Origin of the sequence: Cesiribacter andamanensis AMV16 (assembly GCF_000348925.1) — a bacterium.
GTDB classification, from domain to species: domain Bacteria; phylum Bacteroidota; class Bacteroidia; order Cytophagales; family Cyclobacteriaceae; genus Cesiribacter; species Cesiribacter andamanensis.
Map to the genome: position 1 here is coordinate 1 of NZ_AODQ01000109.1, position 15,055 is coordinate 15,055.

Genomic DNA, 15,055 nt, shown 5'->3' on the forward strand with positions numbered 1-15,055 from the left:
TTCGGGATGACTCATGTTTTTGTTATACTAATCAGTTTCAGAAATTCGGAATAATTCAGCTTTTATACCTATGCCCTGCTAAGCTAAGACCTGCATTATGTATCCCATACCCCTGATGAGGCTACCGCTTTACTGACCTATGTTCAGCACAAATTCTCCTCGGCGGTTGAGCTGGTGATCGGCCGGACTGCAGTCCTGGGGGCTGGGGCAGGGCTTCAGAAGCCTGCTTTCACCAAAGCCTTCGCTGCTGATGCGCTGGCGGTTAACCCCCTGCGCTACCAGAAAATCAAGGGCAGCCTGTGCCCGCTGGCTTGAAAGCACCAGGTTGTACTGCTGCGGTCCGCGGCTGTCAGTAAAGGCATTGATCTTAAGGGACAGATCCGGATGCGACTTCATCAGCTCGGCCAGCTTTTGCAGTTCTTCCCGGGCAGCGGCCGTTAGGGCTGTTTTATTAAAGTCATAGTAAATGGTGCTGATAAAGGTCTTATGGCCGATTGATGTGCTATCCACATAGGCGATGAACTCTTCAGCCAGTGAGCCTCTGTTGCCGGAGTTAGCTTCATTTGACAGAACCTGTACGCTGCTTTTATTGCGCAGCAGCACACGATCGCCCGATTGATACTCATACAGCAGGCCATCGGCAGAAACAAAGAGCTGCCTGCTTCCACTCAGGTTCTCATACAGATCATAGCGCCCTACCAGGGCCGTCTGGCCGGCTACCGCCTGGCGTACAACCGTAATCAGCAGGGGATGTGTGCCCGTTGCCTCCCGGTCACCCGCCTGTATGCCCATCAGTTTGGCTGAGCTATAGCCTTCTGCCGTGCTACTGATGGTGTAGCGGTCGCTGCGCTTCGCTTTCAGAGAGAGCTTGCCCTGAGCGTTGGCCAGCAGCACCCGCTCTTCGCCTGTGCTTTCGTTCTGCACTATCACCCGGGCCGAGGGAAGGGGCAGCTTGCTGAGCTCATCGATCACCTGCAGCTCAAGGGTAGCAAACTGGGGCAGCTGTTTTTCCAGCAGCAGGTCTATGAGCAGGGTATCGCCTGTTTGGGTCTTGATATCAATTACCTGCTCCAGTGATGTATAGCTAATGTGTCTGGTGCTGATGAGGTAGCTGGCTGCTGGATTCAGATATAGGTGCGCCTCGCCCTTTGTGGAGGTGTGTAGCGTTTGCGGGTCTGTACCCGGGCTGCTCAGGCGAACCTCCAGAAGTTTGACAGCTTCCAGGCTTTCGCTGTCACGGGCCACTACTTTAGCAGGCAACAGCTGCTGCACAGGGGGGTGGGCCAGCAGCTTTAGCGTATCTCCTTCAGCAGTGCTCACTACATCGGTCAGGTAGGCTCGGGCCTGGTTTTTTTCTGCCAGCAGCGCGTACGTATCCCCAGATTTGGCGGGATACACCACCAGACCTTTTTCATCGGTCTGCAGTTTTTTCTCCTCGCCGGTGGTGGTGTTGAGCACATACACATCGGCATGGGCAAGGGGTTTGCCATCCGGTTGGTTAAGGAAAAGAGCAGCCTGGGCAATACTAACCCGCTCAATGGGCTGGAGCAGCACCTGCACGGCCAGCGTATCGGCGGCAGCTAGCTGGCTGGCCGACAAGCGAATGGACTGGGATACATACTGGCTGGCCGCCAGCTGGAGTTCATACTCCCTGCCGGCTGGGGCAGTCAGCCAGCTTTTGCCCTTCAGGCTGGTATGGGTACTGCTTAGGGGCTTAAGGTTATCCATCAGCTGCACTGAAGCGGCTTTTACAGGCTCCCCGCTTTTGCCATCCAGTACGGTGGCCGCTATTACAAGGGTGCCTGCTTGTTGGGGCTGTACTACCAGCTGCACCTTTTGCTGATTTTCGGCCAGCTCCTCAGGGTTTATGTTGCTGAGACTGGCATTTTTACCCCCCTTTTCGCCAAGGATGGTATAAGTATGCTCCTTGCTGGCTTCAAAGGTAAAGTCACCGCCCTGATCGGCCTTCAGCTGCTGCTGCTCACCGGTAGTTGTGTTCAAAATCCAGATGGTGGCTCCGGCCAGGGGAGCGGCTGCCTGAAGATCATAGACATTGCCGGCAATGGGCAGGAGTTTCGGTAACTGCCGGCTAACTTCCCACTGCTGCAGCAGGCTATCACCGGCTACCTGATGGGTAGATAGGGTAAAAATACGGTCGGTGTACTGGTGTTTTTCCAGCCGCACCTCATAGAGGGTGTCTCTTTCCAGCAGCAGCCTTACCTGGCCCGCCTCATCGGCAAAGGCCAGCTCAAGGGGCTGGCCGCCCTTATACAGTTTTACAAAGGCAAATTTTACAGCCGCACGGCTTTCTGAATCAATGATCTGTGCCTGCACCTGCACGGTACTGGCAACTGAAGGAGTAAAGTGAGGAGCTTCGAGCTCCAGCTGCAGGGAGGGGAGCTGGCCATTGGCTGCAGGAATAAACTGGTGGTCGATGATGAATACTGTTCTATTCCCCTTTTCTGCCATGATCATGTAGGGGCTATCCAGGGAAGCCTGAAGCTGAAATGCCCCTGCGGCATCACTCTTTACCAGCTGTTCATCGCCCGTTTTGCCATTCAGCAGGTAAATGCTGGCATTAGCAAGGGGCAGCTGGCTTAGCTTGTCCCGTACGGTACCCTGCACCTGCAGCAGGGGGGGTGTCTGCCGGGCCATGAGTATCCGGAGCCGCACGGTATCCTGCTCCGGAGGGGCCGCTGCTGTTAGGCTACGCACCTGCGCGGCATAGTCGAACAGGCTGGCTTTTACAGAAAAGGCTTGACCGACCGGCAGGCTGAAGTAGGCCTTGCCGGAGGAGGGGGTATAGTGCTTGCTAACTGCCCCCTTGACCATAAATTCCAATTCGGCCAGCCGCAGGGGAGCCGATGTAATGCTATCCATCACCAGGGCTTCTACCACCACTTCCCGCACAAAGTGAGGGCGGCTGGCGGCAAGGGTAATGCGTTGGTTGGGCTCATTTTTTGGATCACTGATGGCCACATTGGGCATGAACACGTGGAGCTCCTGCTTTTCGCCCATGATCAGGTAGGTATCACCCACGATGGCCCGGAAACTGAATTCACCTTTGCTGTCGGATTGCAGCACCTGATCGGCGCCCGTAGCCTCATTCAGCACATAAATATCTGCACCGCTTACAGGGGTTCCGTTTTCTTCCCGCACAATGATCCCCTTGACCAGCTGCTGGCTGCGCAAGAATTTCTGCAGGGGAATACCCACTTTGAGGGTATCGTTCTGAATGCGGGAGGTGGCCGGAATCCTGAATTTACGGTCCTGATAATTGATGCTGATGATATCCAGCCAGTAGTTTCTTCCCCTGCTGCCTGTAAAATAGGCCTTGCCCTCCAGGGTGGTGTAGTCCATCTGTTTTTCTTCATCGCCTTCATAGAGAAAGGCTCCGGCAAAGATTACCGGCTCGTGCGACAGGCTGTCGAACAGGCTGGCTTCTATTACCAGCTTGTCGGCATAGGAGGGGGCGCTGGCTTCCAGCCGGATCAATGTGCCGGATTCGGCATAGTCCCGGGGGCTCAGGTTGATCACAAATACAGAATTGACTCCTTTTTCGCCCATCAGGGCATAGTAATCTTCCAGGCGCGCTTCAAAGCCAAACTGCCCCTGCTCATTGGTTCTAAGGGTTAATTCTTCACCGGTCGCTTCATTCAGCACATAAACGGAGGCATCTGTAAGGGGCTTGCCCGTTTGGCGCTCCACCAGTACCCCCCTGAGCTGCGCACTATGGGGCGCCGCAACCACAGACAGATGGGGTGAGGCTTCAGGGGTAGCGTTAAGCAGTTTTACCCAATAGAGATCATCCTTGTGCTCATTGAGGCGATTGGTAGAGAAGTAGCCTGTCTGCTGGTCGTTGATGATAAAGCCAAAATCGTCCCGCGGGGAGTTAAGGGGTACGCCCATGTTTCGGGGGGTATCCCCCTCATGGCTTAGCGAAAGCTGGAAGATGTCCAGCCCGCCCAAACCGCCCAGTCCGTTGGAGGCAAAGTAGAGGGTGTTTTGGTGCAGGTAGGGAAAGAGCTCATTGCCTTCGGTATTTACCCGGGGCCCCAGATTCTGGGGTGTGGTCCAGCTGCCGTTTACCCGGCGGCTTACATAGAGGTCGGTTAGGCCGTACCCCCCCGGCATGTCGGACGCAAAATAGAGCACATCGCCCTGCGGGCTGATGCTGGGGTGGGCCACCGAATAGGCATTGCTGTTGAAGGGAAGGGGGCGCAGGTTGATCCAGCTTTTGCCATCGGCTGCCCGTTCGGCCTCGTAAAGGGCCAGCTTTTTCCCCTTACCAGCAGTACTATTTTCGCTGTTCTGGCTGAAAATCATGCGCTTTCCGCCATCGAAAAAAGCCACGGGTCCTTCATGCAGGCGGGTACTCAGGTCCTGCTGCAGTTTACGGGGACTGGTCAGCTGTCCCTCGCCGGTGATCTGGCTAAAGTAGAGGTCATAAAAGCCACTCTGATCACCGGTATTTACCCGTTTTACGGGTTTCTTTGTCTGACGACCGGAAACAAACACCAGCCCGTCCTCATAAAAGGCGGGACCGAAATCGGCCTGGGCGGAGTTGATCGGGAGCCGTTTGATCGTATAGCGTGCCGAATCGGCCTTGAATGCCTCCAGCCTGGCAATGGCCTGCAGCTGGTTTGTGGCCCGCCGGTCATGGGGTACCAGCGTAAGAAAGTTTTGGTACCATACGCTCGCCAGCGGGTAATTGCCAACAGCGGCCAGGGCCTGAGCATAGTGCAACAGGTGGGAAGGGTCCTGCACAGTGGCAGGGGTGGCCAGTCCCCGCTCATACCAGACTATTGCTTTTTCGGGCTCGTTCAGCCGTAGATAACACTCGGCCAGGCGCAGCATGGCTGGCTGCTTGCTGCTGTTTTTCCCCAGCACCTGCTCATAAAGCGCTGCAGCCTCGGCAAAAGCGCCCTTGCCAAAGCGGTCATTGGCCCGTTTTTCAACGGATTTTAGGTTGGAGCCCAGGCTGTTGTACTGCGCCGGCAGGGGGCTGTAGCTTAGCAGAAGTAACAGGAAAAGGGGCGTATAGAGATGGAATCGGGTAAAGCGCATGTTCAAAAATTCCGGGGCGTTGAAATGTTTGACTTATAGAAGGTAAAGCGGTAGTTGAGCATGAGCTCATGAGAGCTTGACGTATGCCGCCCCAGTTCCGATGAGGCCGGAAAGTCATAGGCATAGCCTACCCGCAGCTGGTCGGTGAGCTGAAGTTCCAGCAGGGCGCTCAGGGTCTGAAAGGAGCGGTAGGAAGCGCCTATCCAAAGCACTTCGTTTATGAGCAGGTTGGCATTCAGATCCAGCTCCAGGGGGGCGCCGGCTACTGCCTTCACCAGCACATTGGGCTTCAGCTGCAGGGAGCGGTTCAGGGCAACCACATAGCCGCTGTTTAGAAAATAATGCCGGGACAGGTGAATGTGCTGTTCAGATTGCAGGGCAAGCATCTGGGGCACGGCCAGGCCCAGATAAAACCGGTCGGTAGAATAATAAAGGCCGGTGCCTACATCAAAGAGAGTTTTGTTAATATCCTGCTCAAAGGTAGGGTCCTGCACGTTGGGGCCCAGGTAGAGGGTGCTAAAGCGGGCATTGTAGTTTAGCAATCCGGCCTGAATCCCCATGGCCAGCTTGCCCGGGCCCAGGGGCAGCCGGTACGCATAGGCAAACTTGATGTTGTACTGATGAACAGGCCCTGCCTGATCATGGGTAAGCAGCAGCCCAAGCCCAATTTTTTCATTGGGCACAGGGGTGTGTAGGGCAAAGGTTTGGGTGCTGGGTGCTCCCTCCATGCCCAGCCACTGCTTGCGGGCAAGGGCCGTAATGCTCATGGACTCATGGCTGCCGGCATAGGCGGGGTTAATGGCCAGGCCATTGAACATGTATTGCGTAAAGAGCGGCTGCTGCTGGGCCCAGAGGCTGGCGGGCACTATCAGCAACAGGAGCAAAAGGAGCCTGAAGGTAGAAGCGGAATATATGTATGTTTGCATGATTCTAGCGTTTGATAACCACATAGCCGGTATAGGAGGGGCTTCCATCACCCAGCGAAATGAGGTAATAGTAGGTGCCGTCCGGTAGTTGGGCGCCCCCTGCTGCCTTTCCACGGTTTGCTTCACCTGTCCAGGCTTTTTCTTCATTGTTGTAGCCGTCCAGGGCAAAAACAAGGGCACCCCAGCGGTTGTATACCTGCACTTTATTGGCCGGGAAATTCTCAATCAGGAAGATGTTCCAGCGGTCGTTGTTTCCATCTCCGTTGGGCGAAAAGCCCTGTGCAATCAGGACCTTTTCCTTGCAGGGATCCTCTCCATCCAGGTAATTCAGGATACCATCGGCATCACAGTCACCCAGGCCTTCTTCAGTATCTGTTTTCCCATCGCCATCACTGTCATAATCCAGGTAATCGGGCAGGCTGTCGCCATCGGTGTCTACGGGCTGTGTGGGATCAGCACCTGCCTCGGTCTCATCAGGCAGGCCGTCATTATCCGAATCCAGGTCCAGGTAATCCGGCGTGCCATCCCCATCGGTATCGCGGGGGCTGCTTTCGCTGGGACCCCATTCCACTACATCGGGAATGCCATCGCCATCACTGTCATAGGGGCGAATGATCAGGCGTACTGCAGCACTGGCGCAGCGTCCGGTTTCATTGCAGACACTGTAGGTAAAGCTGTCCTCCCCATTAAACTGAGGGGCAGGGGTATAGGTAAAGTCACCAGTGGGCTGCAGCTGCAGGCTGCCATGAGCGGGTTGCGCCTGCAGGCCGGTATTTACCGTTAGCATCAGGCTTCTGGGATCAGCATCATTGCTAAGGACATTGCCGTTCAGCACCTCATTTTCCCGGCCCAGAAAACTATCGTTATGGGCAATGGGTGGAAGATTCACCTCAACCGCATGTATGGTAATCGTAACCGTCACCACATTTCCCGGCAAGCTGCCATCTGTGGCCTGGTAGCTGAAGCTGTCGGTGCCGGTATCGGAGCCGTCATGCGCATAGGTAAAGGAGCCATCCGCCTGTAGCGCCAGGCTGCCATGGGCGGTGGTGCTCAGCAGGATGGCGGTAAGGGCATCACCTTCCACATCCGTATCATTTGCCAGAACACCTGGCGCACCTATAACCAGACTGGCGCCCTGGTCAACCGTATACTCATCGGCCAGGGTGAGCGGAGCATCATTTACAGCCTGCACATTGATTGTTACTGTAGCAGAAGCGGAACTATGCTCACCATCCGAAACCCGGAAGGTAAAGGCATCGGCGCCATGATAATTGGCCGAAGGGGTATAGACCAATGCTGGAGCGGTGCCACTCAGGCTGCCCTGTGCCGGTCCTGAAACTAGTGTAAAGGTCAGGGCATCACCCTCTACATCGCTGCCCTTTAGTTCAATTGATACAGCTTCATCTTCCTGCGTACTGATCTGCTGGGCAAGCGCCAGCGGAGCGTCATTTACCGGGTTGATGGTAATGGTTACAGTAGCAGTAGGGGAGTCCAATGCCCCATCGCTCACACGAAAGGTAAATGCATCTGCACCGGCATAATCTGCTGCCGGGGTATAGACCAGATCCGGCGCTGTACCGCTGAGGCTGCCATGGGCAGGAGGGGTGCCAATGGTATAGCTGAGAGCATCCCCTTCGGTATCCGTACCGGCTAGGGTGATGGCAAGAGGGGTATCTTCGGCAGTAGCCAGGCTTTGGGCTACTGCCAGCGGGGCATCATTCACTGGTACTATGGTAATGGTGATGGTGGCCGGTGCCGAGCTTAGCTCGCCGTCGGAGGCCTGAAAGCTGAAGCTGTCGGTGCCATGGTAGTTGGCCTCAGGGGTGTAGAGGCCGCCTTCATAGGTGCCATGAGTAGGGCCGCTGATGATGGTATAGCTCAGGGGGCTGTTTTCCGCATCGGTTCCGCTAAGGGCAATGGCCAGGGCTTCATCCTCCTGAGTGCTCACACTTTGCCCCAGCGCCAGGGGCGCATCATTTACCGGGCTTACGGTAATGGAGATGGTGGCCGGGGCAGAATCTTCAGTTCCATCATTCACCAGAAAACTGAATGCATCCGATCCGTAGAAGTCTGCCGAAGGGGTATAGAGCAGGTTGGGCGCCGTACCACTGAGGGTTCCGTTTGCCGGTGCTGAGAGGATCGTATAGCTTAAGGCATCTCCTTCAGCATCACTGCCCGACAGGGTAACAGGCAGGGGGGTGTCTTCCGGGCTGCTCAGGCTCTGGCTAAGGGCCAGGGGCGCATCGTTTACCGGCACAACGGTTAGGCTAATGGTCGCTTCTGCAGACGTAAGAGATCCATCAGAAGCAGTAAAGGTGAAGAAATCAGGTCCGGCATAGTCAGCATTGGGTGTATAGGTAAGGGCAGGGGCCGTACCGGACAGGCTGCCATGGGCGGGAGGGGTACCAATGGTATACACCAGGGTGGTGGTTTCCAGATCGCTGGCCATCAGTACAAGGTCCAGGGCTACATCTTCGGGTGTGCTCAGGGTTTGCCCATGGGCTACAGGAGCATCATTTACAGGTGTGATCGTAAGGGCAATGGTGGCAGGTAAGGAGCTCAGTTCACCATCTGATACCGTAAAGGAAAAGGTGTCGGAGCCTGCATAATCGGCATAGGGTGTATACACCAGGCTAGGCGCTGTACCGCTTAAGCTACCATGGGCAGGAGGGGTAGTGATGGTATAGCTCAGGGCATCTCCATCAGCATCTGATCCCGAGAGGGTAAGGTTAAGGGGAGTATCCTCTGCTGTAGTCAGGCTTTGCGCCTGCGCAAGGGGGGCATCATTTACCGGGCTGATGGTGATGGTTACAGTAGCCAGATTGCTTTCTGCACCGGCAGCATCCTGTGCTTTGTAGGTAAAGGAATCAGTTCCGTCATAATCAGCAAAAGGGGTGTAGGTAAAGGTGCCATCGGGCTGCAGCAGCAGGCTGCCATGAAGGGGCGTTGATACTACAAAAGCAGTAAGGTCCTGATCGTCTACATCCGTATCATTGGACAGCACACTGCTACCATTGAGCACTGCATCTTCTGCTACACTGGCGGCATCGTCCTGCGCAAGGGGGGCATCATTTACCGGGCTGATGGTAATGCTTACCTGAGCGGGTGCTGATACCAGCGCTCCATCCGATACAGTAAAACTGAAGGCATCTGGTCCATAATAATCTGGATGAGGGGTGTAGGTCATCTCTGGAGCTGTTCCGCTGAGCGTTCCATGAGCAGGGCTGCTGCTGATACTGTAGCTAAGCACATCCCCTTCCGGATCTGAACCGGCCAGCAGCAGGGCCAGGGGGGTATCTTCACGAGTGACAAGCAGCTGGGCTGTTGCCTGTGGGGCATCATTTACCGGCAAAACGGTAAGGGAAATGGTGGCGATGCCGGAAGTGCCAGAACCGTCCTGTACCTGAAAGCTAAAGGAATCTGAACCTGTGAAATCAGGAGCAGGGGTATAGATAAGGGCAGGGGCTGTGCCGCTCAGGCTGCCGAAGGCCGGTGAGCTGATGAGACTATACGTTAGCGCATCACCATCAACATCACTGCCGCTCAGCAGCATGGACAGCGGCTCGTCTTCCTGAGTGCTCAGCGATTGTGCATTGGCAATGGGCGCATCATTTACAGGCACAATGGTGATGGTAATGGTAGCCGGTGCCGAGCTCAGTTCGCCATCAGAGGCCAGAAAGCTGAAGCTGTCGGTACCATGGTAGTTGGCCTCAGGGGTATAGATGCCGTCAGAATAGGTGCCATGCAAAGGGCCGCTAGTGATGGTGTAGCTCAGGGCATCTCCTTCGGCATCACTACCCGAAAGGGTAATAGACAAGGGGGTGTCCTCAGGGGTGCTAAGGCTCTGGCTAAGGGCCAGGGGTGCATCGTTGATTGGCAGGATTGTGATGGATATAATGGCGGAAGTACTGAGTAAACCATCTGATATAGCAAAGGTAAAGGCATCACCTCCCGTATAATTGGCGGTAGGGGTATAGGTAAGGTTGGGGGCCGTCCCTGACAGGCTGCCATGGGCGGGGCCTGTAATAAGAGAATAGCTAAGGGCATCGCCATCTACATCGGTTCCGCTTAAGGTAATGGATATTGGGGTATCTTCCTGGCCTGTAAGTGCTTGTGCCTGAGCCAGGGGAGCATCATTCACAGGGCTGATGGTAATGGCAATTGTAGCCGGAGATGCGCTCAATTCCCCATCCGACACTGTAAAACTAAAGGCATCCGTACCATGATAGTCGGCATCTGGTGTATAGACCAGGTTAGGCGCCGTACCGCTTAGGCTTCCATGTGCCGAAGGGCTGGTAATGGTGTAGCTGAGGGCATCTCCTTCGGGATCCACACCCGAGAGTGTAATGGAAAGAGGGGTATCCTCGGCTGTGCCAAGACTTTGTGTAAGTGCCTGGGGGGCATCATTGATCGGTAGAATGGAGATGCTGACCGTAGCCGCAGGGGATGTAAGTACCCCATCAGAAACGGCAAATGTGAACGCATCCGTACCAACATAATCGGGATCAGGCGTATAGATTAGGGCAGGGGCTGTGCCGCTTAGGGTGCCATGTGCAGGAGCAGTTAGGAGCGTATAGCTAAGGGCATCGCCGTCTACATCGGTAGCCGATAGCAGCAGGGAAAGGGCCTGATCTTCCGGTGTGCTCAGCAGCTGGTTGGCCGCCTGGGGGGCATCGTTTACAGGGCTTACGGTAAGCGAAACGGTAGCTGGGACAGAAGCTTCCAACCCATCATGTACCTGGAAGCTAAAAGCATCCGGACCGTGGTAGTTTGCAAACGGGGTATAGACCAGATCAGGAGCGGAGCCGCTCAGGCTGCCATGGGCAGGAGGGGAGGTAATGGTGTAAGTTAGAACATCGCCTTCTGCATCTGAGCCCGATAGGCTAAGAGGAAGCGCTACATCTTCGGCAGTACTGAGGCTCTGGGCATGCGCTAAGGGAGCATCATTTACTGCTAGGATTGTGATGACTACCGTGGCACTAACAGAGGTAGTAGCGCCCTGCACAAGCTGGTAAGAAAAGCTATCGGCAGTAGTTTCTGAGCCATCATGTGTATACATAAACGACCCATCGGCATTCAGGCTAAGACTGCCATGGAGGGGGGCATTTTGCAATTGAACTTCGGGGGGGAGCAGGGGATCATAGCTATCATTTGCCAATACGCCAGGGGCCAGATTGTTGATGAGGCCAGCTTCTTCTACTGCATAGTAATCATCTACCGGTAAGGTTTGGTTGGGCCCAGGCCAGATGTTGATCCGCACGCGTACTACCTTACTTTCCAGGTTGTTTTCATTAACTGCTTTATAATAAAAAGCATCTGATCCGGTAAAATTGGGTGCCGGCGTGTAGGTATAGGTACCATCACTGTTAAACACAAGAGTACCATGCTCGGGGCCGGTCACCAGCACGGCTATAAGGCTGGCCTTGTTATCATCCTTGTCATTGGCCAGTACACTGCTGCCATTCAACACTGTGTTTTCATAAACAAAGGCTACATCCGGTATAGCATTTGGGGCTTTAGGGGGCTGAGCCTGAGCTGTAAGCGAAACGAGCAGGAGCAGTAGGGCCCCTACGAGCGCCTGTGCCAGTTCAGGCTGTGCTGTAGCGGCAGGTACACGGGATGGTCGCCAGCAAAACAAAAGTGAAAGGGCCATTTCCTTTTATAAAAATTTGGTATTGAGTTGCAATCTTCAAAGGTAGGCGCATCCCTCACCATTTGTTATACTCAGAGCGTTCATAAATCATTCCTGTAAGGTATAGCGGGTCTTTTTTAAAAAGAGCCCTAGACAGGGCTGTAGGGGTGGCCGCACAAACAGTTAAAAATTTTGCACCCGATCTTAGTTGATTTTTGGAATCCTAAAGAAAATTTGAGCTATCTGGAGCTGATTTTTGCATCCCTGGAAGATAAACTTGAAGGAGGGCTGGTATCTTTCGAAGGCAGGGTGCTAAAAGCTGAGGTAATATTTTACTGAAACATGCAGGAAATTGGCCTTTTCTTTCACTATTAAGCAGTAGAATAGTCTTTTTTTAGTATCATTAGGCTTGTTTACCTGAAAGTGTGTTTGACGTACTCCAACTAGGCCGGGAGGCATGTCAATTCAAGTTTATAGTCAATATCCTTCAGCGGCACCTATATGCAAACAGCTCCTCAACCTCTACATTCCACACAATCACAGGAGCCTGGCATAGCTGTGGAGCCGGCCTCCCAAAAGCCCTTAGCGGTCTCACCACAAGGGCTTGCCTATGTTTTAGTAGGGATCAGCCTGTTGCTATTGGTGGGCAACCTGCTTTCCATGTACATGACCTATACCGGCAAGAACAATTTAACAGTCCTGTACTGGTATGCAGCCTGGTACTTTGATTTCAATGTTGAATCGAACTTTCCAAGTTTTTTGCCACCATGCTGCTTATGTTTGGTGCCCTGTTGTGCGGAATAACCTACTGGAGCAGCCGGGCAAGCAGGGAGAAGGACTGGCATTACTGGGGGGTGCTTGCCTTGCTTTTTCTGTTTTTATCCCTGGATGAAAATATCCAGTTTCATGAAAAGATTGCAGAACATCTAACGCCTGCATTGCCCACCGACCTGAACGGGTTTATTCACTGGTCATGGGTGGTGCCGTATTCGGTGCTGATTGTGGCTGCCGGTTTATTTTTTATTTCGTTTGTGCTGCGTTTGCCTATGCTTACCAGACGGCTGTTTCTGATTAGCGGTCTGGTTTTTGTGACCGGCGCTTTTGGACTGGAGCTACTGGAGGGTTATTTTTTTAAGCTGTATGGGCTTGATCATATCATCAACAAGCTGCTGTATTGCATAGAAGAACTGCTTGAAATGTGGGCGGTAATTCTTTTTTTGTATGCGCTGCTGGACTATATGAACGCAAAACGCATTCAGCTTTCTTTTGGCAGGGAGTTGCATCAACCCCAGCTATAGAGGGGAACCATACCTATAAAAAAGGCTCTGGATGCGGTTCCAGAGCCCTTTTGTGTTGCTTGGCGCAATTCCGTTCTGAACTATTGTTGTTCGGTTATACTATTATTGGACAACAAATCTCTTGTTGATTACTTGATCACCGACAGTGATGCTAAGAATATATATTCCTTTTCGTAATCCCTGAGTTTCTATAGGAATTTGTGCAGTACCAGCATCATTTAGTACGCCCTGCCAGATCATTTTCTTTGCCGAACCAGAATGCGGAATAATATGGACTGTAACAGGGCTATTCGAACTGCCTGCTATATCAAGCACAGACCGGCCCTCAACAGGATTCGGGAAGAGGCTCACTTTAGCATCTTCATACATATTTTCTACTGTGAAATTTACAGTCAGGGTATCGCCGGGTATGCCTTTTCCATTCTTTTCGGGATACGCAATGGCCATCAGGTGATAACTGCCATTTGTTAATCGACCTTTTTTAAAATCACCTTTTGTTTCTGGAAAAAGGGCGAAGGGGGCTGTGTTGTCTTTAAACCTTTTACCGTTCAGGTAAAATATAACCGAACCAGTAAGATCTGCATTTGCTTCCGCCCGTATGTTTGTGTTTTCAATCACAATGGTCTTGCCATCCTGCAGGATATCGTACTCATCATCTGAAGAAGCGGCGATCAAATAGAAGTTTCCCAGGGCAGGGATAACTGATTGTACGGTTACAGTATCGAAATTGATTACCCATCCGTAAACGCCTTCTATGCGGTATTCAAATACATAGAAGTACGTTTCACCTGGCAGCACATGGTCATCAATATAGGAATAGGTACTGCCTGAGGGTATGGCAAATTCTGTCAGGATTTCACCATAGGCATGGTCAGGCAAGCGTTCCCGGATCAGGTCGCCGACAACTTCGTAAGAAGTAGTATTATTGACGTTTAATTTAACAGTACCATTAGGCAAGGCTTCATACCAGTAAGCTGGCTGATCGGTTACTGCGGGTTCGGTACGAGGGCCGCTAAGGGGAGCAATACCGGCTCTGCTGTGGGGAAAATTTGCCTTTACAAAAGCTAAAGGCACTAACAGCAGGAGCAACATGAAAGTAAAAAAAGTTTTCATGGCTGATTACAGTAAGTGATAAAGAACGAATGCTTAAAGATCAGCAAATAGAAGCGATGGCTCAATGACAATTATCATCTTGCGCCATTAATTTCTGGCGAAGCATGATGATTTGGCTCAGGAATAGATAGGAATGTTATATAATTTATATTATGTTAAGTAAAGAATCAGAAACGCTACTCTTCTTTCCTTCGACTTGTAGGAAAGACTTCCCGTTTCAGATCCCACTCACTGCTAAGAGCCTCCTTTGCATTTTCCAACAGTGCCTTTCGCTCCCGCACAAAAAACGGTTTATGAACTAGCCCTTTTGGATGCTGTTCCAGAATGTCCAGCATGTGGAGCAGCTTCTGCTTTACGCCAACATCACCGGCTCCATAAATTCTCAGGTTGGCAAAGTTTCTATAAAAGGTTTCCTCAAAGGGTGTTTCTTTGTAAAAGATCCGCGGCATTCGCTTGTGGTCCCTGGCTATCCGGTAAGCGCCCAGCTGCAGCAGATCCACAAACAGCTGGGTTAAATAATCAATGGCTGTCAGGGCTGTTCCGGCATCATTGATGCCCGGACTCAGGGCTTTGGCCGCCACCTCATTGATCTGCTTAATGCCAAACAGAAAGTTGCTTGAAATACGCTCCTGATGGTAGTAATTGCATTGCTCCTGCACCCGCACCACATCCTGGGCCGGCAGCGGCTTGCTACTCTTTAGCAAAGGCATGCCCTCCAGCACAAACTGACCATGGGGCTCCAACACAAGGAGTTGCGCTTCCTGCTCCCGTCCAATTTCGGCTACAAGCTCTTCGTTGATCCCCTGAAAATAGCCGGTTTTAGCACTGCTAATAATGGCCCATCTGTCTGTTGAGGGGATCTCGTCTGTAAAGGGCTGGCTTAGATGCTGCTGCAGACGCTGGCGTGTTTGCTCGTACAAATTTGCCAGAATGTTTCCGATCTGTATATTCTGGCTAATGCCGTGGATGAAAGAAACAAAGGCGGCAAAACAGCTCAATACCAGTAAGATAGCTAAAAA

Annotated in this window: 6 protein-coding genes; 1 reads left to right on the top strand and 5 read right to left on the bottom strand. The window is 52.8% G+C overall.

Features of this window, described 5'->3' with window-relative positions:
- Nucleotides 1-129: 129 nt before the first annotated feature.
- Genes ADICEAN_RS16235 through ADICEAN_RS16245 form a run of 3 tightly spaced genes read right to left on the bottom strand, consistent with a single transcriptional unit; the run spans nt 130 to nt 11,646 of the window.
- Complete coding sequence (locus ADICEAN_RS16235) at nt 130-5,067, bottom strand: OmpA family protein (protein ID WP_009196734.1); 4,938 nt, start codon at nt 5,065-5,067, stop codon at nt 130-132.
- A gap of 2 nt (nt 5,068-5,069) precedes the next feature.
- A complete protein-coding gene (locus ADICEAN_RS16240) occupies nt 5,070-5,993 on the bottom strand; it encodes a PorP/SprF family type IX secretion system membrane protein (protein WP_009196735.1) in 924 nt (307 codons plus the stop codon).
- Between the two features lie 4 nt (nt 5,994-5,997).
- On the bottom strand, nt 5,998-11,646 hold the full coding sequence (locus ADICEAN_RS16245) for an Ig-like domain-containing protein (RefSeq protein WP_009196736.1): 5,649 nt from the start codon (nt 11,644-11,646) through the stop codon (nt 5,998-6,000).
- A 746-nt stretch (nt 11,647-12,392) separates the two neighbouring features.
- Between ADICEAN_RS16245 and ADICEAN_RS16250 the strand changes: the two genes are divergently transcribed.
- The gene (locus tag ADICEAN_RS16250) at nt 12,393-12,923 is read left to right on the top strand and encodes a hypothetical protein (RefSeq protein ID WP_051068882.1); all 531 of its coding nucleotides are present in this window, start codon (nt 12,393-12,395) and stop codon (nt 12,921-12,923) included.
- A 102-nt stretch (nt 12,924-13,025) separates the two neighbouring features.
- Here the strand turns inward: ADICEAN_RS16250 and ADICEAN_RS16255 are convergent, their stop codons facing one another.
- Nucleotides 13,026-14,036 carry a T9SS type A sorting domain-containing protein gene (locus ADICEAN_RS16255; RefSeq protein WP_040397664.1) on the bottom strand — a complete coding sequence of 337 codons (1,011 nt, stop codon included), beginning with the start codon at nt 14,034-14,036 and terminating at the stop codon, nt 13,026-13,028.
- 176 nt (nt 14,037-14,212) lie between these two features.
- Nucleotides 14,213-15,055, bottom strand: an 843-nt coding sequence (locus ADICEAN_RS16260; RefSeq protein WP_152426474.1) for a DUF2254 family protein, incomplete at its 5' end; no start/stop codon positions are given.

Bases quoted from the DNA above. Each gene is read 5' to 3' on its own strand.
- ADICEAN_RS16235 (WP_009196734.1), bottom strand. From the start codon at position 5,067: ATGCGCTTTACCCGATTCCATCTCTATACGCCCCTTTTCCTGTTACTT.
- ADICEAN_RS16240 (WP_009196735.1), bottom strand. From the start codon at position 5,993: ATGCAAACATACATATATTCCGCTTCTACCTTCAGGCTCCTTTTGCTC.
- ADICEAN_RS16245 (WP_009196736.1), bottom strand. From the start codon at position 11,646: ATGGCCCTTTCACTTTTGTTTTGCTGGCGACCATCCCGTGTACCTGCC.
- ADICEAN_RS16250 (WP_051068882.1), top strand. From the start codon at position 12,393: ATGCTGCTTATGTTTGGTGCCCTGTTGTGCGGAATAACCTACTGGAGC.
- ADICEAN_RS16255 (WP_040397664.1), bottom strand. From the start codon at position 14,036: ATGAAAACTTTTTTTACTTTCATGTTGCTCCTGCTGTTAGTGCCTTTA.